The organism is Celerinatantimonas yamalensis (assembly GCF_046054155.1).
Taxonomy (GTDB): Bacteria; Pseudomonadota; Gammaproteobacteria; order Enterobacterales; family Celerinatantimonadaceae; genus Celerinatantimonas; species Celerinatantimonas yamalensis.
This window is the reverse complement of record NZ_JBEQCT010000014.1, coordinates 16,092-34,491: the sequence shown is the minus strand read 5'-3', so window position 1 is coordinate 34,491 and position 18,400 is coordinate 16,092. Positions and strand designations below refer to the sequence as shown.

At 47.5% G+C, this 18,400-nt stretch carries 22 protein-coding genes; 10 read left to right on the top strand and 12 right to left on the bottom strand.

The genetic code is table 11. The features are described 5' to 3' along the window. Positions 1-35: 35 nt before the first annotated feature. From ABUE30_RS18365 to coaBC, 6 genes are all read right to left on the bottom strand, one after another. A complete protein-coding gene (locus tag ABUE30_RS18365) occupies positions 36-164 on the bottom strand; it encodes a hypothetical protein (RefSeq protein WP_408625293.1) in 129 nt (42 codons plus the stop codon). A 530-nt stretch (positions 165-694) separates the two neighbouring features. Continuing rightward, complete coding sequence (locus ABUE30_RS18360; protein WP_408625292.1) at positions 695-898, bottom strand: hypothetical protein; 204 nt, start codon at positions 896-898, stop codon at positions 695-697. A gap of 391 nt (positions 899-1,289) precedes the next feature. Further along, positions 1,290-2,123, bottom strand: a complete 834-nt coding sequence (gene mscS / locus ABUE30_RS18355) for a small-conductance mechanosensitive channel MscS (RefSeq protein ID WP_408625291.1) — start codon at positions 2,121-2,123, stop codon at positions 1,290-1,292. A gap of 220 nt (positions 2,124-2,343) precedes the next feature. After that, on the bottom strand, positions 2,344-2,937 hold the full coding sequence (gene slmA, locus ABUE30_RS18350) for a nucleoid occlusion factor SlmA (RefSeq protein WP_408625290.1): 594 nt from the start codon (positions 2,935-2,937) through the stop codon (positions 2,344-2,346). A 41-nt stretch (positions 2,938-2,978) separates the two neighbouring features. After that, the gene (gene dut / locus ABUE30_RS18345) at positions 2,979-3,434 is read right to left on the bottom strand and encodes a dUTP diphosphatase (RefSeq protein WP_408625289.1); all 456 of its coding nucleotides are present in this window, start codon (positions 3,432-3,434) and stop codon (positions 2,979-2,981) included. Next, a complete protein-coding gene (gene coaBC, locus ABUE30_RS18340; RefSeq protein WP_408625288.1) occupies positions 3,421-4,626 on the bottom strand; it encodes a bifunctional phosphopantothenoylcysteine decarboxylase/phosphopantothenate--cysteine ligase CoaBC in 1,206 nt (401 codons plus the stop codon). The genes dut and coaBC overlap by 14 nt, the downstream gene beginning before the upstream one ends. Before the next feature lie 214 nt (positions 4,627-4,840). Between coaBC and radC the strand changes: the two genes are divergently transcribed. From radC to mutM, 5 genes are all read left to right on the top strand, one after another. Beyond that, entirely contained in the window at positions 4,841-5,515 is a 675-nt protein-coding gene (gene radC / locus ABUE30_RS18335) for a RadC family protein (RefSeq protein ID WP_408625316.1), read from the top strand. Positions 5,516-5,658: 143 nt separating this feature from the next. Then, on the top strand, positions 5,659-5,895 hold the full coding sequence (rpmB, locus tag ABUE30_RS18330) for a 50S ribosomal protein L28 (protein WP_408625287.1): 237 nt from the start codon (positions 5,659-5,661) through the stop codon (positions 5,893-5,895). A 12-nt stretch (positions 5,896-5,907) separates the two neighbouring features. After that, on the top strand, positions 5,908-6,078 hold the full coding sequence (gene rpmG / locus ABUE30_RS18325; RefSeq protein ID WP_408625286.1) for a 50S ribosomal protein L33: 171 nt from the start codon (positions 5,908-5,910) through the stop codon (positions 6,076-6,078). Positions 6,079-6,354: 276 nt separating this feature from the next. After that, entirely contained in the window at positions 6,355-6,855 is a 501-nt protein-coding gene (locus ABUE30_RS18320) for a hypothetical protein (protein WP_408625285.1), read from the top strand. Positions 6,856-6,863: 8 nt separating this feature from the next. Next, complete coding sequence (mutM, locus tag ABUE30_RS18315) at positions 6,864-7,682, top strand: bifunctional DNA-formamidopyrimidine glycosylase/DNA-(apurinic or apyrimidinic site) lyase (RefSeq protein ID WP_408625284.1); 819 nt, start codon at positions 6,864-6,866, stop codon at positions 7,680-7,682. A gap of 4 nt (positions 7,683-7,686) precedes the next feature. On the opposite strand, the gene coaD is transcribed toward mutM, so the two are convergent. Further along, complete coding sequence (coaD, locus tag ABUE30_RS18310) at positions 7,687-8,172, bottom strand: pantetheine-phosphate adenylyltransferase (RefSeq protein ID WP_408625283.1); 486 nt, start codon at positions 8,170-8,172, stop codon at positions 7,687-7,689. A gap of 132 nt (positions 8,173-8,304) precedes the next feature. Between coaD and ABUE30_RS18305 the strand changes: the two genes are divergently transcribed. After that, positions 8,305-9,303 (top strand): glycosyltransferase family 9 protein, encoded by a 999-nt coding sequence (locus ABUE30_RS18305; protein ID WP_408625282.1) that lies wholly within the window; start codon positions 8,305-8,307, stop codon positions 9,301-9,303. Here ABUE30_RS18305 and ABUE30_RS18300 read toward each other — a convergent pair. Next, on the bottom strand, positions 9,233-10,321 hold the full coding sequence (locus tag ABUE30_RS18300) for a glycosyltransferase family 9 protein (protein WP_408625281.1): 1,089 nt from the start codon (positions 10,319-10,321) through the stop codon (positions 9,233-9,235). The genes ABUE30_RS18305 and ABUE30_RS18300 overlap by 71 nt on opposite strands. A 90-nt stretch (positions 10,322-10,411) precedes the next feature. Between ABUE30_RS18300 and ABUE30_RS18295 the strand changes: the two genes are divergently transcribed. The 4 genes from ABUE30_RS18295 to ABUE30_RS18280 all read left to right on the top strand — a co-directional run bounded on the left by ABUE30_RS18295 (position 10,412) and on the right by ABUE30_RS18280 (position 13,842). Further along, the gene (locus ABUE30_RS18295; protein ID WP_408625280.1) at positions 10,412-11,137 is read left to right on the top strand and encodes a 3-deoxy-D-manno-octulosonic acid kinase; all 726 of its coding nucleotides are present in this window, start codon (positions 10,412-10,414) and stop codon (positions 11,135-11,137) included. Positions 11,138-11,234: 97 nt separating this feature from the next. Next, the gene (locus ABUE30_RS18290; protein WP_408625279.1) at positions 11,235-12,251 is read left to right on the top strand and encodes a glycosyl transferase family 90; all 1,017 of its coding nucleotides are present in this window, start codon (positions 11,235-11,237) and stop codon (positions 12,249-12,251) included. A gap of 23 nt (positions 12,252-12,274) precedes the next feature. Continuing rightward, positions 12,275-13,042: a glycosyltransferase family 2 protein gene (locus ABUE30_RS18285; protein ID WP_408625278.1), complete on the top strand. Its 768-nt coding sequence runs from the start codon at positions 12,275-12,277 to the stop codon at positions 13,040-13,042. Beyond that, positions 13,039-13,842: a glycosyltransferase family 2 protein gene (locus tag ABUE30_RS18280; RefSeq protein WP_408625277.1), complete on the top strand. Its 804-nt coding sequence runs from the start codon at positions 13,039-13,041 to the stop codon at positions 13,840-13,842. Before ABUE30_RS18285 ends, ABUE30_RS18280 begins: the two co-directional genes overlap by 4 nt. A 17-nt stretch (positions 13,843-13,859) precedes the next feature. On the opposite strand, the gene waaA is transcribed toward ABUE30_RS18280, so the two are convergent. From waaA to glf, 4 genes are all read right to left on the bottom strand, one after another. Beyond that, on the bottom strand, positions 13,860-15,122 hold the full coding sequence (gene waaA / locus ABUE30_RS18275; protein ID WP_408625276.1) for a lipid IV(A) 3-deoxy-D-manno-octulosonic acid transferase: 1,263 nt from the start codon (positions 15,120-15,122) through the stop codon (positions 13,860-13,862). Continuing rightward, a complete protein-coding gene (waaF, locus tag ABUE30_RS18270) occupies positions 15,122-16,174 on the bottom strand; it encodes a lipopolysaccharide heptosyltransferase II (protein WP_408625275.1) in 1,053 nt (350 codons plus the stop codon). The genes waaA and waaF overlap by 1 nt, the downstream gene beginning before the upstream one ends. A 76-nt stretch (positions 16,175-16,250) precedes the next feature. Then, on the bottom strand, positions 16,251-17,195 hold the full coding sequence (gene rfaD, locus ABUE30_RS18265; protein ID WP_408625274.1) for an ADP-glyceromanno-heptose 6-epimerase: 945 nt from the start codon (positions 17,193-17,195) through the stop codon (positions 16,251-16,253). A 90-nt stretch (positions 17,196-17,285) separates the two neighbouring features. Then, positions 17,286-18,389: a UDP-galactopyranose mutase gene (gene glf / locus ABUE30_RS18260; RefSeq protein ID WP_408625273.1), complete on the bottom strand. Its 1,104-nt coding sequence runs from the start codon at positions 18,387-18,389 to the stop codon at positions 17,286-17,288. Positions 18,390-18,400: the final 11 nt, after the last annotated feature.

The following is an 18,400-nucleotide window of genomic DNA, read 5'->3' as shown; positions in this document are numbered from 1 at the left end:
CCATCATCACTTTCGTGTTGAGGTCGAGATGGCGATTATTCGGTGGGTGTTGAAGCTGAGCGTTCATTTGAGCGGGTATTATATTGGACGCTGATCGCTTCTAAGCTAAATAAACCAACAGTGGCAATAATCACGGCATTAAAAAATTCAATAATCAATTTCATAGCATTCTCCTCGAAGGGTAAACCTGTATCATTCAGGGTTTTTAGAATGCTGTAACGGTCAAATGGGTTGACAGTCTGGTGCTGGCGAACATATGTGGGTCAGCAGCCACGGCATGGGAACCTTTAGGCTGAGGGTTACAGCGATGGTAACCAGTAGGTCTTCCATCTACATAATCAATATAACACTGTTACATATATGTAACAAGTGTGAGTTTATTGCAGAATCAAATCACCTTCCGGTTACTTTCTATAAACATTAAACACTAAATTGTGATGTGTGTCACTAAAATAAAGTTTAACAGTCTGTTAAATTTCACACATGCTTAACATGTTTGGCGCCATAAAATAGTGCAATATGAAAACAGTGACAAAGATTGATGGGCGTTTTGAAGGTGTTTTTACTGCAATGATTCAAAGATTGAGAAGGGCGATGGAATGACTGAGGTGGTTGCTCGCATGGATAAGCGTTGATTGGGGCAATTGATATTGCCCCTGATTGCGCAGCGCTATTCGGCTGAACTAATGCTTAATTAATGGTAGTAGCGACCAATCTGGAATTTGTCTTTGGTTGCTTGCCAATTGCTAGTTGCCTGACTATTGAGGCTCATTATTTGAGTCGCCTGTGAATCATTGTTGTTACACTGATCACTTGTTGCAGCCATGGCAGTGGTGCTAACGGCACCTAAAGCGGCGATAAAGGCGATTGTTGAAGCGATTTTAGTTAAGTTTTTCATGGTGTTCTCCTTCATGGGCAATGATATTGACCATTGTTACAAGAGCCTTTTGATCACGGTTCCTCGGGTCTAACTCTTGGAGAACGATACATCGTGTATCGAGCAGTATAATGTTCAAATGAGCTGGTTAAGATTTACCCATCTCCATTTGATTGTGTGTATCATACATATTGAAGATCACAAAGTAAACAAATTTATTACATCCATGGCGTGTTTGCTGTCGAATGTTGCAATAACGCTGTTGAACGTTACTTTATAAAAATAATCAGCTTAAAAAATTAGATATGGCAGGTGATTAGTCTTTGGTTGTTGAACATTGATCGTGGTCGAGTGAGGGGAATAATCATATAGCGGATGTGAGCGCCCTTGAAAGGGCGCATTGTGAAAGAGTTTATTGCAGTTCACTTTTATCAAAATGGACATCCATTTGCGGGAATGGAATTTCAATTTCGGCTTCATCGAGGGCAGTTTTAATCGCTTCAAGCAGGTCAAAGCGCACTGGCCAGTAATCTGGGGTTCTCACCCAAGGACGCACCGCAAAATTGACGGAGCTATCGGCTAGCTCTAACACCCCGATAGTGACTTTTTCATCGCTCAATAGTCGAGGTTCTTGATCAAGAACAGCTTTGAGCACGGCTTTAGTTTTTGCTAAATCTGATTTATAGCTGACGCCAATTACCAAATCTAAGCGGCGCTTATCATGGCGTGAGTAGTTGATGATATGGCCACTAAAAATACTGGCGTTGGGAACGATCACCTCTTTATTATCAGGTGTGGTGAGTGTTGTGGTTAGGATCTGGACATCTTGGATAGTACCTGCGGTGCCTGATACTTCCACATAGTCACCTGCGCGAAAGGGGCGAAAGCCAACAATGAGCACCCCTGCTGCAAAGTTTGAGAGACTACCTTGCAGGGCTAAACCAACGGCCAAACCCGCTGCACCTAAGATGGCCACAAAGGATGCAGTTTGTACGCCGAGTCTTGATAATGCGGCGATAAGAATAAACGCAACGAAAGTGTACTTAATCATCGAGCTGGTAAATGAGCTGATGGTGCGGTCGATTTTGCGCTTATTCATCAACCGTTCGATGCTTGAGGCGATAAGACCTGCGGCGATAAAACCAATAACGAGTATTAGTAATGCTGCTGCTAGATTTACGACGTACTCGATGACCAATCCTTCATTATTGGTCAGCCAACTGGTGGCATGACTGATTATATCCATAACATTCCTTTGGTAATTAACAATGAACTGACTCAACATGAATTTAGCACAAGTGTTTGTTTGATGCGCTAAGTGATTAGCGCTCAATGATGTCAGTAAATGGCGCTTGGCATTGTTATACTACGATAGGTTTATCAAAGGTATCATTGTACTGGCGATATGGCAGACGAAAGCAAACCAATCGTGCGATGATCAATGATGAATGATCATCGCAGAAGCGTCAGCTTTGCAGTAATTGTTGATGAATAAACTGCCATTGCAATTCAAAGTACGCGGTGGGTTTGAGTTCAAAATTACTGCGGACAAATTGTGCGATCCGACCTTCGGCATAAGCGAGCAATAAGTTGGCCAGTTGCCCCTCGTCAAGATTAAAACCATGACCTTCGCGCAGACGTTTTTCACGCAAAATCTGCTTGAGTTGTAGCTCAATTTTATCATAGAGATTATCGACTCGAACGCGCAGCCGTTCATGCTCCCCTTGCAGCGCATCACCGTTAAGTAACCGGGTGATACCAGGGTTACGCTCAGCGAACCCAAGCAATAGCTGCAAGACGTGTTCACAGCGTGTGAGCGTATCTTTTTCTTCGCCTTGGATAATGTTGATCCGTGAGAGCAACGAGTCTTCGATAAATTCGATCAACCCTTCAAACATCCGCGCTTTACTCGGGAAATGACGATAAAGCGCAGCCTCTGAAACACCGACTTCACTGGCTAGTCGTGCCGTAGTGATGCGTTTGCCTGGGCTGGTTTCCAACATGACGGCTAGCGCTTGAAGGATCTGTTCACGACGATTAGTTTTGGGTTTACCCGCCATTCTGACTTCCTGATTATCTGATTAGCGCGAGAAAAGGTTGCTTAGTGGCTTCCAGAGTGGCCGAATCCACCACTGCCACGTTCGCTTTGGTTAAACTCATCGACCAGTGCAAACTGAGCTTGAACAACCGGTAAAATGACCAGCTGTGCAACCCGTTCACCCGGTTCGATAGTATAAGGCGTTTGACTGCGATTCCATAAGGATACCTTTAATTCACCTTGGTAATCTGAGTCAATAAGTCCAACTAAGTTGCCTAAGACTAACCCATGCTTATGACCTAGCCCTGAGCGGGGCAAAATAGTTGCCGCCAGAGTTGGATCTTGAATATGGATAGCTAATCCAGTTGGTAATAACACGCTTTGGCCTGCTTCTAGGGTAAGCGGCGTATCGATGCAGACCCGTAAATCCATGCCAGCTGAGCCAGGGGTGGCATACGCTGGTAGTGGAAATTCTTGGCCCACGCGAGGGTCGAGGATTTTTAATTCAATTTGTTTCATGCTGGTATCGGGTCGTAATCAGTTGCATTAATTGTTCAGCCAATTGGTATTTATCAGCTCTCGGTAATAATTGCTCGCCATCAGCCCAAAACACGTGCAGTGCGTTGTCATCGACATTAAATCCACTATCAGGTTGAGACACATCGTTAGCGGCAATCATATCTAAATGTTTTCGTTGCATTTTGTCTTTCGCATAGCAGGCCACATCTTGTGTTTCCGCGGCAAAACCGACCACAAATGGCTTATCTGCTAAGTTAGCAACGGCTGCGACTATATCAGGGTTACGCACTAACGTCAGCCGCATTTGCTCATCACTTTTTTTAATTTTTTGCTCAGCAACCGCAGCAACTCGGTAATCGGCTACGGCCGCGCAGGCGATAAAAATATCGCTTTTGGGAGCAAGGCGTAAGGCCGCATCATACATCTGTTGAGTGCTACTGACATCAATGCGCTGGCACCCCGCAGGAGTAGCAAGGTGGACTGGGCCGCTAATCAGCGACACTTGCGCGCCTAATTTAGCTGCTGCTTGTGCTAAGGCATAGCCCATTTTTCCTGAGCTGTAATTGCTAATGTAACGTACCGGATCGATTGCTTCACGAGTGGGGCCAGCCGTGATCGTCATCTGGCAACCCGCCAGAGGCTTGGCTGGCGGAGTAAGCATCGCGTTTAGCGCATCAGCTAACTCATCGGGTTGAAGCATCCGCCCTGGGCCAACATCGCCGCACGCTTGTTCACCATCGGCGGGGCCGAACTGTACCACGCCGCGCGAGCGCAATAATGCCAGATTGGCTTGGGTTGCGTGGGCGCGATACATCTGCTGATTCATAGCCGGTGCGATAGCAATAGGTGCTGGGGTAGCCAATAAGAGAGTTGTGACTAAATCATCGGCAATGCCATGAGCCATTTTGGCCATGCAGTTGGCGGTGGCTGGTGCCAACAGCACCACATCGGCCCACTTCGCCAATTCTATATGGCTCATCGACAGCTCTGCTGCTGGGTCCATTAACGCTTGAGCGACCGGATAACCACTGAGGGCTTGCAGCGCCATGGGCGAGACAAAATGAGCCGCATGCTCGGTTAACACAACGCGAACCTGTGCGCCGCGTTTACGTAAAGCACGGACAATTTCAGGTAATTTATACGCAGCAATACCGCCACTGGCAGCAAGAAGAATCTTTTTTTGAGCAAGCACGGGACACCAATCCGTTATAAAAACTGACGTTACTCTACCATAAAAAAAATGGTGAAGAACTGATTATGCACAACTGCCCGCGGGTACTGTTAAACCTTAAATGCCACGCGTGCATATGACCAACAGTTCGAACAATGGCAACTTGATAAATTGACAGAATAGCCATTAAATGATTAATTTATCAATTACTGATAAGTTAACGGATGATACCGTGATGACCATTTTAAGCTGGCCCGCTTCTGAGCGTCCCCGAGAGAAGTTATTGGCCCAAGGGGCGAAGGCATTATCGGATGCCGAATTACTTGCCATTTTTTTAAGAACTGGCTGTCAAGGAATGGATGCAGTGGCGTTGGCGCGTCACTTGTTAAGTGATTTTGGTTCGCTTCGAGCGCTTCTTAGTGCCAGTCAGGACTCATTTTGTACCCATCATGGGGTTGGGCTGGCAAAATATAGTCAGTTGCAAGCAGCCCTTGAGATGAGCCGTCGGTATTTGCATGATCGCCTGCAGCGCGGGGACTCATTGAACAATCCACAGCTCGCGTTTGACTACCTGCAAAGTGAATTAAGCCACTTTAATCGCGAGGTATTTGCATTATTGCTTTTGGATAATCAGCATCGGGTGTTACAATTCGCGCCGATTTTCTATGGAACCATCGATGCGGCGAGTGTTTATCCGCGGGTTGTGGTTCAACAGGTATTGGAGCACAATGCCGCCGCCGTGATATTGGCGCACAATCATCCTTCTGGAATTGCCGAGCCAAGCCATGCGGATCGTATGATTACCGATAAGCTGGTTCAAGCACTGACACTGATTGATGTTCGCGTACTCGATCATATCGTTGTTGGTTGTGGGCAGATCGTCTCGTTTGCGCAGCGAGGATGGATTTAGCTTAAAATTTCAACGTAAAGTGATCTTTTTGTTGATATTACGTGCGTTTTACTGTATAAAATGCGGCCTTTCTGTCGTCCCGGGCGACGGCCTCACGGGGCAAACAGATGCTCGAGCAGAAGTAATTTTTGGAGAAGACTGACATGTCTAAAGTATGCCAAGTTACTGGTAAAAAGCCAGCCGTTGGTAACAACGTATCACACGCAAAAAACCGTACTCGTCGTCGTTTTTTGCCTAATTTACAATCACATCGTTTCTGGGTCGAAAGCGAGAAACGTTTTGTTAAACTGCGTATTTCTACCAAAGGAATGCGGATCATCGACAAAAAAGGGATCGACGCTGTATTAGTTGATCTTCGTAGTCGTGGTGAAAACGTTTAAGGAACTTAAATTATGGCTAAGAAAGGTGCACGTGAAAAAATTCGTTTGAACTCATCAGCCGGTACAGGTCATTTTTACACAACTGATAAGAACAAACGTAACATGCCTGAAAAAATGGAGATCAAAAAATACGATCCCGTTGTCCGTAAGCATGTTATGTACAAAGAAGGCAAAATCAAGTAATTGATGTTGTTTTGCGAAGAACCCGAGTCGATAGCTCGGGTTTTTTTATGCCTGTCATAAAATTTTATTTAGCCACATTGGGCGATGCGAATCACTGCGAAGCTGGTTATACTGACGGATATATAAGCGCTAAGCTGGCTCAATGACGCGCCAAGAGCGCGATAATAATGGCCGTTAAATGCAATGCAAAACGCCGTTACAAAGCATAAGCGGGATACGCCGTTTCAAATCAAGCCGCGCGAGTTCAATAAATACATATAAGATGGAAGAGACAATATGCGATTGGGTCGACAGGGCTGGAATAATGTAGTGATTTTTGTGGTGCTCGCCATGATGTTATTATTTCGTTTGACCAGTGATCACCTCAATCGCAATGATGATACATCGATCGTCAATAAAGACTCGACCAAATCATCGAGCGCCGCGTTACCATCAGGGCATCGCCGTATACTCCCTCCTAATGCAGTCGTGTTAGAAATTGACCTTCCTCAGCGGGTGATCCAACGGGTTGGCACTGGTTGGCGCAGTCAACCCGATGCTGGTCGGCCTGTGATTACCGTGGATGCTTGGCTGCATATTACCTTGCCCGAGTGGACTAAAGCGATTGGTGCTGGCGTCTCAGGTCAGTCGATTCAAGTGTATTTGGTTAATCGTAGTAGCCCATTACAATTGACCCTGTTTAAAAAAGGCGACAGTTATTTTATTACCAACTGGCAAGGGCAATTATTAAAGCTTGATCAAGTTAGCTACAATGCCCTGTTCAGCCGCCATCCATAGAGTTTTTTATGCCTGAATTACCTGAAGTTGAAACCAGCCGTCGAGGCATTGAGCCGCATTTGCGTGCGCAACGCGTCATCGACGTGATTGTCCGCCAGCCCAAATTACGTTGGCCTATTCCCGATACGCTTGCCCATATGATCGATCAAGTGGTACTTAGTGTGCAGCGCCGCGCTAAATATCTGCTGCTAGAGACCCAAGCTGGCGTGTGTATTATTCATTTGGGTATGTCTGGCAGTTTGCGCGTGTTAGATGCCGATGTGCCAGCACAAAAGCATGATCATGTCGATTGGGTTTTGGCCAGTGGGCAATGTTTACGGTTGACCGACCCGCGCCGCTTTGGTGCTGTGCTCTGGTGGGAATTGCCCCTTGAGGGCCATCCATTATTGAGCAAACTCGGCCCAGAGCCATTGACTGACGAATTTTCGGGGCAGTTGCTCTATCAATGTTCCCGCGGGCGTAGCGTTGCGGTGAAACAACTGATTATGGATAACCATGTGGTGGTAGGAGTAGGAAATATCTATGCCAGTGAAGCGCTGTTTATGGCTGGGTTGCACCCTCAGTTGGTTGCTGGACAAATTGGTTTAAGTCGCTATCAGCGCTTAGCTCAGACCATTAAACAGGTATTAGCGGCAGCCATTACCCAAGGGGGAACCACGTTGCGTGATTTTTCTAGTGCCGATGGCAAACCCGGCTATTTTAAGCAAGAGTTGAATGTCTATGGGCGTGAGGGCGAGCGTTGCCATCAGTGTGCCAGCTTGATTAAAAGTCTGCGAATAGGACAGCGGAATACCTTCTACTGCCCAAATTGTCAAAAACGCCGTTAATCGTCTAAGGGCGGTTAAATTTAGCTTTGAGGGCATCGACCACGACAGGTGCGACAAATTGGCTGATATCGCCGTGATGCATGGCAACCTCTTTGACGATAGTCGAGGATAGAAACGAAAACTGTTCAGCTGGTGTCAGAAAGACACTTTCAAGCTGGGCGTTGAGACGCCGGTTGAGGTTCGCCAGCTGAAACTCATACTCAAAGTCAGAAACCGCCCGTAGCCCGCGCAGTAAAATATTAGCTTGCTGCTCTTTGGCAAATTCGGCGAGTAACCCGTTAAATCCCATGACTTTGACATTCGTAAGGTGGACGCTTACCTCTCTGGCCAGATGCACGCGCTCATCAAGATCAAACAAGGGCTGTTTGCTGGGATTGGCCGCAATCGCGACAATCACTTCATCGAATAAACCCGCGGCGCGAGTAATTAAATCACTGTGGCCATAAGTGATTGGATCGAAAGTTCCGGGGTAGATAACACGGTTTGACATGTTCAGTCCTGTGATTAGAAGTTGCGGCGGATCAAAGGGTCATTATACCGACTTGGTTAAAGTGGTGGAATGACTTGAGTCAGTCTGATTAATTCGTCACAATCATATTAACATCTTCAAGGAGTTATCAATGTGGCTGTAGGTTCACGGGTTTTAGTCGCCATCAGTGATATCGCAAGCGAGGGATTGTTAGCTCTGCCTGCATTAGTTCGTTTGATTCATTCACTACCGAATATACAAATTGAGTTATTAGCGGGTCATGAAAGCCTCTCTTTTTTAGAGCTTCTTCCTGACAAGCTACCCGTGATTGATGAATTCGCATTTTCTTCACCTCGATTACGTTATCAAGCCTTAAAACAGCGTGATTATCAAGGTTACTTGTGTCTTTCTCCGAGAAGCCGGCATCGTTGGTTGGGCTGGCGGTTAGGATCGAAGCGATTTTCGCCGGGTCTTGGCACTCGACGCTTTTGGGACGGTGAGGCGATTGGTCGACTGTCTCAGCCCTGGTTGTTACGCCAAGCTTACGATCAGGTGGTGGACGATTATTTACAGCATATTCGTTGCTCATCACAAGCAGTCCAAAGCCCTTACCTGCACGTATTGCCGCGAGCGCAATCGTCGTTTCGACAGAAGTACTGTGTGATTATTCATTCAGGGCTAGAACAGCCCGATCATTTGAGTGCTGACCAATATCAACAATTGTTGAGTAGCCTTAATTTGGTTGCCGACCAATGTGAATTTGTCTTATGTGCTGCAAATAATGAATTGCCCTACTGCCAGTATCTTGCCCAGCTATTGAGCGAGCAAGCGATCGACTGCCGCGTTGAAGAACTCGATGCAGATTGGCCTCGATTGGCTCAATTGGTCAGCCAAACGGATTTGCTCATCGCTGAGCAAGGACCGATGTTATGGTTAGCTGGTGCATTGAATGTTCCCTGTGTGGGATTTGCGCCATTGCCTCTTGGGGGCGATTTTTTGCGCCATCCTCTGGCACGAGACAATCGCTGTTTGATGTTTTCTCCGCCAGCGGGGCGCTTAACGCAAGAGGATATCTCGCTGATTAATATGACTGATTCAGCGGTTCGCATTCGGCAGTGGTTTCATCAATTGACAGCGCCTCTTGCACCTTAAGTAAGACTTCGTCAGGCATGATAGTGAGCATGGCGTGCTTATCTTTGACTCGTGAACGCCAAGGCAGTTGTTCGGGGGGCTTGCCCGTTTGTTTTTCAATGAGCTCGGGCCAATGGTTGACGGCCAGTGTGATAGAGCCGTAGGGGCCCACGCGTAGCGGGTTATGATGGGCATACAAGCCGACAACAGGCGTGTGCATGGCGCTTGCCATATGTGCTGGCCCAGTATCGGGGGTGATGAGTAGTTTGGCTTGAGCCAAAATGACCATTAACTCGGCTAACGACGTTTGCCCGACCCAATTAAGCACGGGTTGTGACAATTGGGTTTGGATCTGCTGAGCGACTTGCAGCTCGATGGGTGCTGGTCCGCCGACTAATACGATGGGGTAGTGCTGAGCTTGCAATGCCTGAATCACTGCGGCGTAGCCTTGAATGGACCAGTTTTTATAGGCTTTACTGGCGGCAGGACAGATGACAATAAATGGTCGATCAAAGACTTTGAGTTTTTCTGCGGCTTGCGTTTGAGCGCTCTCGGGGATCACAAATGGCCAACTCACTGGGGCGGCTGGACATTGCAGATAGTCGGCAAATGCTTGATAGTTGTCAACCACGTGCAACCCTTTGGGCCGGTCCGTCTTTTCACGGGTGAATAACCATTGCAGCTCGTAAGCGCGGCTGCGATGATAGCCAATGCGGCGACGAGCTTTGATGCCAACCGAGAGCAAGCTTGCCCGCAGCGAGGCTTGCAGGTGCAGTAATAGTTCGAATTGCCGGCCGTGCAGCGCTTTATACACTTGACGATAACTATTTAAGCCCGCTTTTTTGTCAAAGCAGACAATCGTGATATTAGGGATCAATTTTAGCAATTGCGCTTCGGCTGGACCGCAAATCCAAGTGATGTTGGCATCGTGCCATTGCATCCGGATGCGGTTGATGAGCGTCGCCGCATTGCATACATCACCAATGGCAGATAGGCGAATAATGCAAATAGTCGTGGGTGTTGATATTGTAGGCTGCATAATGAGTGTCAAAAGCTATCAGTGTAATGCATTATGCAAATCCGCGTCGGCAATGTAAAATCTTCGCGACTGTAATTAATTAATAATTCGATGAATATCATTAAGCAATCTGAAAAACCAAACTGGATTTGGTTTAATGGCAATATTTGGCGTCATTGTACCAGCGAATTTTTCGAGCCAAGCTACTGGCACCGCCAACATGCGGTGGTCGGACAGGCTAATGGCCGCGGCCAAGTGGTCTTTTTTCAATACCTTGAGCGACAGTTCGTATTGCGTCACTATTGCCGCGGCGGTTTGATGGGTCAGCTTGTCAGCCGCGATCATTATTTGTATCTAGGAAAGGCTTTAAGCCGTTGCTGGCAGGAATTTGAGTTGCTCAGCCGGCTGCAGCAGATGAATTTGCCCGCGCCAGTTCCTGTTGCGGCTCAATTGGTGCGTGATGGACTATTTTATCGGGCCGATCTCATCACCCAACGTATCGAGCAAGCGCAAGATCTCTCGCAGCTGTTAATGCATCAGCGCCTCTCAAGCGCTATATGGGCCAAAGTAGGGGCGACAATTCGTCTGTTTCATGAGGCGGGGGTCGATCATAGCGATCTCAACATCCACAATATTATGCTCGACGCCGATGAAAAAGTTTGGATTATTGATTTAGATAAGAGCCGCATTCGCAAGCCTGCACTCAAATGGCAACAAGCTAATTTGGACCGATTATATCGTTCGCTGGAAAAAGAGCGTCAACAACTGCCGCACTGGTACTGGCTTAAAAGTGATTGGCTGCTGCTGGTGCAGGGCTATCGGGGGATGCTCCAATGACGACAGAATTCATTAAACTGCCATAGAAAAAATTGAACGTTTTACCCATAATGATTGTCTATACTTATGAGTACAATGGATGGTATGGATATTAGCTATGTGGAAACCTATGGCGCGGATGGATCGGTCAAAAAACAGCAAATTCTATTACTATTTAAGTAATTATCTTGGGTTCTGGCTTCCCAATGTCATTTATCGGCGGTTACTGAGTTACCAACCTGTTGATGCGCATAACATTGAGACAATTCGCCAGCGGATCAATTATTATCATCGCTGGCAGCGCCCCTTTTCGCTCTCGCAGTCGGCCGTTGATCTGAACGAATTTAGGCAGATCGCTAAATGCCCCTATTTTTTCGATCTTTATCGGTATATGCGGCTTTTTCCACAGGCTAAATTTTGTTATCAATTTGGTGATGTGCGCGACGTGCCCGATATGCCATCGTTTGTCAAAAGTCGGCCAATTCATGAGCTAAATAAAGCCTCTATCCTATTAAATTTAAACAAAGTGAGACATTTCGTTCGGGTGCAAGATGAGATTGCGTTTAGTCAAAAGCACAATCAATTAGTCTGGCGTGGCGGCGTTCATCAACCCCAGCGGATTCGCTTTTTTGAGCAATATTTCAACCACTCGCGTTGTAATATTGGTCAAACTAACCGCTGTAAGAATTTACATTTTCAAAAACCTCGCATGACTATTTTAGATCAACTGCACTATAAGTTTATTCTCTCCTTAGAAGGCAATGATGTTGCTTCAAATCTGAAGTGGATCATGTCATCGAACTCGTTAGCGGTGATGCCTAAGCCAAAATTTGAGACATGGTTTATGGAAGGTCGTTTAGAGCCGGGCGTGCATTATGTTTGCATCCGTGATGATTATGCTGATCTTGAAGAAAAAATGGACTACTACCTTTCACACCCCGATGAGGCCGAACAAATCTGCCGCAATGCCAATCGCTATGTCCAACAATTTCAAAACCCTGCACTGGAAAATACCATTGCCATGGCGGTGATAGAGCGCTATTTGTCGTTATGTATGGAATGTAGCGTTGAATCCAGCCATAATAATCCCTTCGTCCGAATGGCATTCGGACACGATGAATCGACTCATAATTAAATTGATAAATTGGAGCGTTGTTTTTGAGTATAGGGGTTTTACTCATCACCAAAAATGAGCAGCAATACCTACGTCGTTGCTTGTTATCCGTGTGTGATTGGTGTGATGAAATTGTGGTGGTGGATTCGGGTAGCGAAGATGAAACATGTCGTATTGCACGAGAATTCACCGATAAAGTGTATGAGCACCCGCAATGGCCCGGATTTGGCAAACAACGCCAGCTGGCTCAATCTTACATGACGAGCGATTGGGTATTTGTGATTGATGCTGATGAATGGGTGACACCGGAGCTGCGTGATGCGATTCTGACTGAGCTTGCCGAGCCTAATAACAGCAACGTGTATCAAGTAAATCGGCGTACCAAAGCGTTTGGTAAATATATCGATCACTCGGGCTGGAGCCCTGATTGGGTGGCGCGGTTGTACCCTCGATCGCTCACCCAGTATAGCGATGCGTTGGTGCATGAAAGTGTCGTTATACCGAAAGGTTGTCAGCTCAAAAAAATTCGAAAAGGTCGTCTACTGCACGATACCTATCAAGATCTACATCACTATATCCGCAAAACGACTGGTTATCTAAAATCTTGGACTGATGAACGCGAAGGCAAACGCAAATCGGGCTTGTGTACCGCGCTAGTGCATGCGCTGGCTTGTTTTTTCAAGATGTACATTATCAATCGTGGCTTTTTGGATGGGCGCCATGGGTTTATTGTCGCGTGGTTGAGTATGCATTCCACCTTTGTAAAATATATTGATCTCTGGTTACGCGAGAATTACGGCAATAAAGAATGAACGTATCGCTGATTATTACCACCTATAACTGGAAAGAAGCGTTAGCCGTTGTGCTGCAAAGTGTCCGCTTGCAGGTTCGCTTGCCAGATGAAGTGATCATCGCTGATGATGGCTCGCGGGATGACACCGCTGAGATGATTCGACAATTTGCTAAAGATTTCCCGGTACCGCTGATCCATTCCTGGCAAGAAGATAAAGGCTTTCGCTTGGCGCAAAGTCGTAATCAAGCCATCGCTAAAAGCTGCGGCGATTACATTATTATCGTCGATGGTGATATCCAACTCCCTGTGCATTTTATCGCGGATCATTGTCAAATTGCTAAGGCAGGACAATTTATCCAAGGTGGACGCGTGTTACTGCCGGCTACGCTGTCAAAAGCAATTATTGAGCAATTTCAATACCCGCAAATGTTTGCGAAAGGACTGCGGAATCGCAAAAATATCCTGCGCAGCCAAAGCCTTTCTCGGATTTTTTCAAAAGTACGTAATCATGATGGCGCTACTCGCGGTTGTAATATGTCGTTCTGGCGCGCTGATTTATTACGCGTCAATGGCTATAACGAAGGTTTTGTGGGGTGGGGCCGAGAAGATAGTGAACTGGTGATCCGCCTACTTAATGCGGGGTTATCACGTTACTACTTGAAATTTTTAGGGGCGGGTTATCACCTTTATCACTCAGAAAGTGATCGCTCTCAATTGGCTGAAAATGACCGGATTTATCAGCACGCTAAAGTATCTGGCATTATTCGCTGTGAACAAGGCCTTGATCGCCATCTATTTGAACAACCCCGTGAGCAATAAGGCGCTCTGCACCTGCTTTAGGTAAGCAGGGCATTTAGTGAGCGCGCTGTCGCGCCTTGGTTGGCTTGCACGGCGCTCAAAGCGCCAGCAGACGCCTGCTGATAGGCCTGCGGATCGCTCAGCCACTTGGCCATTTGACTCACCAGTTGTTCGTGCTGCTCAGACAGATACAGTGCGCCAGTCTGTTGCAGTTGAGCGCTTATCTGGCCAAAGTTAAAATCAGATGGGCCACTCACGCAAGGTACGCCTAAGGCGGCGGGTTCTAAATAGTTATGCCCGCCGATGCCTGCAAATGAGCCGCCCATGATCGCGACATCACTCATTGCAAACAGATCCATCAGCTCACCCATCGTATCGCCCAGATAGACCTGTGTATTGGCAGGGATACTCGTTTTGTCGCTGCGGCTCACCCAGCGCACCTGCGCACCGAGCAATTCGCCAACTTCGGTAAAACGTTCGGGATGACGAGGCACTAAAATCAGTAATAATGCTGGCTGGCTGACGCGAAGCTTAGCGGCAATATCTAACATGATTTGATCTTCCCCAGCATGCGTGCTGGCGGCAATGACCACCGGACGCTGGCCAAATAGCTGATAACGCTGGGAGCGGGCCGCTTGAATGCGCGCTGGGTCGAGATGCAAATCGTATTTGATAGAGCCAGTTACTTCGACAATTTCAGGCGCGGCGCCCACAGCAATAAAGTTTTGGGCATCAGTCGGATATTGGGCCCCGATCCAGCTTAAGCGAGTAAAGAGCAACTGCGCAAACGTAGCAAATTGTTGATAACGCTGGGTGCTGCGCGCAGATAGGCGCGCGTTAATGAGTTTGACAGGGATCTGGCGTTTGCGGCATAAACTAAGCCAATTCAGCCATAGCTCAGTTTCCATAATCCACAGTTGCTGGGGATGATGACGTTGTAAAAAGAGCCAAATACAGGGCCAACAATCAAAAGGGGCATAACGGTGTACGACCTGATCGCCTAGCCGTTTGTGCACCTCTTGAGCCCCCGTTGCCGTCGTGGTGGTGAGCAGTATTTGCCAATCGGGATGGCGCGCTTTGAGGGCTTTGACCAATGCTACACAGCCAATGACCTCCCCAACCGATACGGCATGCAACCAAATTTCAGGCGATTTGACCGCACGACTAATGCCAAAATGCTCTCGCCAGCGCCGCCCAAAGGGCTGCTTACCCGCTTTGGGCCAATACAAGCGATAACAGGCAAAGATAAGCCCGGGCAGCAGCAGTAGATTATAGGCAAGCCTAACCAATAACTGCTTCATTACGCTTCTTGCACCTCGAGTAGGGTCGGTAGTAGGTTATCTAACGCATTGATCGCATCGCTGGCGGGTAGCTCAGTTAAACATTTTAAATGGCCCAATGGACAGGTGCGTTTAAAGCACGGGCGACAACCAATATTGGTGTGTAATACGGCGACTTGATCGCTGAGCGGCGGCGTGTATTGGGTGGATGTGGAGCCATACACGGCTACAATTGGCCGGTTTAAAGCGGCGGCGATATGCATCAGTCCTGAGTCATTACAAACCACTGCGCTACTTAAACTCATCAGCTCAATCGCTTGCCCAAGCGAGGTTTGCCCAGTTAACAGATGACAATGTGATTGTTGGGCCGGCGCCAATTTTGAGCGGATTTGCTCACCGACGGGTTGATCTTTGGCTGAGCCAAAAATCCAGACTTGGCCTTGACGTTGCTCAATCCAAAAGGCGGCGACGCTCGCATACTGAGCTTCTGGCCAGCGCTTGGCTGGGCCAAACTCGGCGCCCGGACACAGCGCTAAAATGGGGCGCTGCTCAGTCAGTTGCAAGGTGTGAAGCGCCTCTAACTGGGCGGTTCGAGTCACTCGCAAATAAGGCTTGGGCAGATTAGGTAAGTCACGTTCACTGCGCATCTGCTCTTTGGGATAAGCCAGCGCCACATAACGGTCCACCATTCGCGTAAAATCATGCTTATTGGCACGCAGGTCATTGAGCAAGCCATAACGGCTTTCACCTTTCCAACCAGTACGTTTGGAAATTCCCGCAAAAAAAGGAACCAACGCCGATTTTAATGAATTAGGTAAAATAAACGCATGATCATAGCGTCCTTTGAGCAGTCGGCCTAATCGCCAGCGGGTTGATAGCTTAAACTCGCCGTGTCCGAGCGGCATTCGCAGCGCTTGGTTCACTTCTGGCATCCGCTCTAATAGCGGCCGACACCAATCGGGCGCCATAACATCGATTTGAGCGTCAGGGTAACGAGCACTCAAGGCTTGATAAAGACTGTGCGACATCACCATATCGCCTACCCAAGAGGGGCCGATGACAAGTATTTTCATAGGGGATCGATCCTGTGACGAATGCGGCGACTGCTGCCGCCTACTTGGCCGAGCACCTGCCCGGCCAGCTATGCTATTACGCGTGATTAAGCCAAGCCATATAATCGCCGACGCCTTCAGCGACGGTTTTAAATGGTTTGTCATAACCGGCAGCGCGTAGTTTGTCGATATTGGCTTGAGTAAAACTTTGATAACGACCCTTTAGATGATCGGGGAAAGGGATGTACTCGATGCGACCTTTTTGATGAAAAGCGACGACCGCTTCCCCAACGGCTTGGAATGGTTCGGCGCGACCTGTTCCTAAATTGAAAATGCCGGACTGTTCAGGGTGTTCCCAAAACCATAAATTGACCTGACAGACATCACTGACGTAGACAAAATCACGTTTTTGGCCGCCATTTGGGTAGCCGTCAATACCTTCAAATAATTTGGGGTTTTCACCTTTATTGATTTGCGTGTTGAGATGAAAGGCAACGCTTGCCATTGAGCCTTTATGCTGCTCGCGCGGGCCATAGACGTTAAAGTAACGAAAACCAACCACTTGCGAGCGAATCGATGGTAGCAAACGGCGGACGTAGTTATCAAATTGCAGCTTTGAGTAACCGTAGACATTCAGTGGGCCTTCATACTGTGGGTCTTCGATAAAGGTGTCGGTATCGCCATAGGTCGCTGCAGATGAGGCGTACAAAAAGGGAATGTCTCGATCTAGGCAGTAGTGCAGTAGCTCTTTGGAATACTCGTAGTTGTTTTCCATCATAAATTTGCCATCCCACTCGGTGGTGGATGAGCATGCACCTTCGTGAAATATGGCTTCAATCGAGCCAAAGTCTTCGCCTGAGACGATACGCGCAATAAAGTCGTCTTTATCTAGATAATCAGCGATTTTCAGATCGACTAAGTTGACAAACTTAGTGCCATCTTGCAGATCATCGACCACGATAATATCTTCGTGCCCTGCATCGTTGAGCGCTTTGACAATATTTGAGCCGATAAAACCAGCTCCGCCGGTAACTATAATCATCTAGATAGATCCTGTTATAAAAGGTTTAGGCAAATTTTAAAGCTCGTGTTCATCAATAGCAATTTATCTCTCGGAGAAAATACCCTCTCATCACAGATTAAATTGCTGGCAAAAGGTGAGCGCAGCAGATATGACTTGATGCATATCGTAATAGCGATATTGCCCAAGGCGGCCGCCAAAGTGCACGTTAGGGCAGGTTGTCGCGAGTTGTCGATAGCGCTGATAGAGTGCATTATTTACGCTATCGTTGATCGGGTAGTAGGGTTCATCCCCCATCTGCCACGGCACAGGATATTCATAACTGACATAGCTGACTGGGCTCTCAACGGGGGCAAAATGTTTATGTTCAATGCTGCGGGTGTACGGAATGCTTTGTTCTGTATAGTTAATGACAGCATTACCTTGCACGTTGGCTTGCTCAAAACACTGGGTCTCAAATTTCAAGGAGCGATACTCAAGGGCACCATAGCAATAGGCAAAATAGGCATCAATGGGACCGGTGTAGATCACTTGGTGCGCCATCGCATCATAATGGGATTTTTCAGCCAAGTAGTCACAATTAAGAGTGACCTCGATATCGGCGAGAATATTGCTGACTAATGCAGTGTAACCGTGGATGGGGATCCCTTGAAAGCGGTCCGTAAAATAGTTGTTATCAAAGGTTAAGCGCAGCGGTAGACGGCGAATAATAAATGCCGGGAGCTCGCTTGCGGGGCGGCCCCACTGCTTTTCACTATAGCCTTTGATTAACCGTTCATAGATATCTCGGCCGACAAGGGCGATGGCTTGTTGCTCTAAATTTTGTGGCTCAATGCCTGCCATCTCAGCGCGCTGTTGGTTCAGCTTGTGTAGAGCTTGCTCTGGGGTGGTGACGCCCCACAGCTGGTAGAAGGTATTCATGTTGAACGGCAGGTTATAAAGGTGGCCTTGGTAATTGGCCAGTGGGCTGTTGGTGAAGCGATTGAACTCGCCAAATTGATTCACATAATCCCAAACTTTGGCGTTACTGGTGTGGAAGATGTGGGCACCGTAGCAATGCAGCATGATGTTATCTTTTGACTCGGTATAGGCATTGCCCGCAATATGAGCGCGTTTTTCAATCACCGCCACGCGATAGCCGCGCGCATGGAGTTGCTGGGCACACACCGCGCCGTAAAAACCTGCGCCGACGATCAGTACATCGAGTTTTGCCATGGTAAAGTTGC